The following is a 2,020-nucleotide window of genomic DNA, read 5'->3' as shown; positions in this document are numbered from 1 at the left end:
AATACGATCTTCCTGTCACTATTTTTAGTGACGAACAAAAGGATGCTTTGGTGCAATCCTATAAGTTTATGCGTACACAAAAAGACTTTAAACCCCTTCCACTATATTGTGATGCGATGGATAAGATTATTTCGACAAGCAAGATTTCATCCAACGATTCCTTACACTATATGTCCAATTCTATGGAATTAGACGAAAAAATCTCCCACATGATTGATAAGACGCAACAAGCCATGAACCATGGTCTTTGCGTTCTTTTGTCGTACCAGTCTTTACAGGATGAGGCCCCTAAACAATTTGAGGTTGAACCCTATGAAATCATTCACTACCATAAGTCGTATTATTTAATTGGTTTTTCTTTATTAAGAAAAGACTATCGCATGTACCGTTTTAGTTCGCAACGTATGTTTTCATGTGAAATTTCATCGAGACACTTTATTCGAGATAATCACTTTCATTTAAGCAACTACATCGGGGAACATTCTTTGATTCCTTTGGATTTAAAACTTGTGAAAGTGAGAGTTTACCATGAAAATAATGGGCTTCGCTTATTTAAAGAAAAATATTGGGGCAATAAACTACAAGCCATCAATAAACAAGAAGCGTACACAGACTTTGAGTTCTATACAGACGACATGTCAAACTTGTATCAGTCCTTGTTTTCTATGAGTGATCAAATGGAGCTTTTAGGTCCTGAAGATGTAAAAATTGCTTATTTGTCTCGTGTTCAAAAAATATTAAATGCGTATAGGGATGAAAAGAATTAAAAATTGAAGTACAATAGATATGGTGAATTTTTTATGTTACATGTATCAGATTTAATGCGTGAAATGAAATGTGACTGTTTTTGTTGGAACAGCGCCCACAATTCACTTCACCAGGAAAGTTTTTATAAAATGGATTGTCCATTCTCCGATCTATGGCGAAATTATTTGAATGCGAATGAGTGTGGCTTAGGTCATTCCATGGATTCAAACGAACAATCTTTAAAATTATTAGAAGAAAACGAAGTTGTATGTTTTGCACGCTTTGAATATAAGGAGTGTCGAACAAAGATTCCTTATCTTAAAAAATTAGAGGATGGATATATGGCCGTGTATCCACATTTGAGTGCGTATCCTAAAGAAAATGAAGCATTGATCATGAAGGTCAATCAAATGATTCTTTCGCATTGTGGCGTTGACATTGTCGAAAATCGCATTGTCTATTTAAACAAAGAATATGTTCGTCAGGATGCGTTGGATTTAAATGAACTGTTATGTATCAGCGACAAACTATTCAATAAGCGCAACCACTTATCGAAAACAATTGCCGAATGTATGGAAGAAGTGGATGTGGATTTGGATGGTTGGATTGAAAGAACAAAAGAAATATTAAATCGACCAAGTGTTACACCAGTACGCACAAAACAATGTACAGCCTTAAGAAGGTGCAACTACTATTCTGTATGTTTTGATGAATCTAATGAACCGGACGACTCGATTTTATTCTTTACAACCAATCAACATAAGTTGGATGCGTATGATCGTGGTATTCGTCATATTCATGAGTTGCCATTGAATCAAATTGAAGGATTCCGCCTTCAATATGCGCAATATATGGCTAGTAAAACGCAAAAACCATTTATGGATCGTGCCGCTTTACAGGTATGGATGAAACAAATCAAATATCCAATTTCATATTTGGATTTTGAATGGGATACCTTTGCGGTACCACCCTATATGAATATGAAGCCTTTTGACGTATTATGTTTTCAATATAGTCTTCATGTAGAAACTTCGGATGGAAATTTAACTCATTATAACTTCTTTGAATCCAAAGATTGCCGTCGCCATTTTGTTGAGCAATTGATCAAAGACCTTCCTAAAACAGGAACGATTCTTGTTTATAATATGGAGGGAGCTGAAAAGCTGAGATTGAAACAATTAGCGAGTCAATTTGAAGAATATAGGGAAGAATTAGAGTCGATTTGTTCAAGAATGGTGGATTTATCAAAACCATTTGAGGCAGGACTCTACTA

Annotated in this window: 2 protein-coding genes; both read left to right on the top strand. The window is 35.1% G+C overall.

Annotated features, from left to right (window positions below):
- Positions 1–767, top strand: a 767-nt coding sequence (locus ACZQCL_RS09050; RefSeq protein ID WP_482482924.1) for a helix-turn-helix transcriptional regulator, incomplete at its 5' end; no start/stop codon positions are given.
- Positions 768–800: 33 nt separating this feature from the next.
- Positions 801–2,020, top strand: a 1,220-nt coding sequence (locus tag ACZQCL_RS09045) for a DUF2779 domain-containing protein (RefSeq protein ID WP_482482922.1), incomplete at its 3' end; no start/stop codon positions are given.

Source organism: Holdemanella sp. (assembly GCF_056804935.1).
The sequence above is the reverse complement of the archived record's forward strand: the minus strand, read 5'-3'. Positions and strand labels throughout refer to the sequence as shown.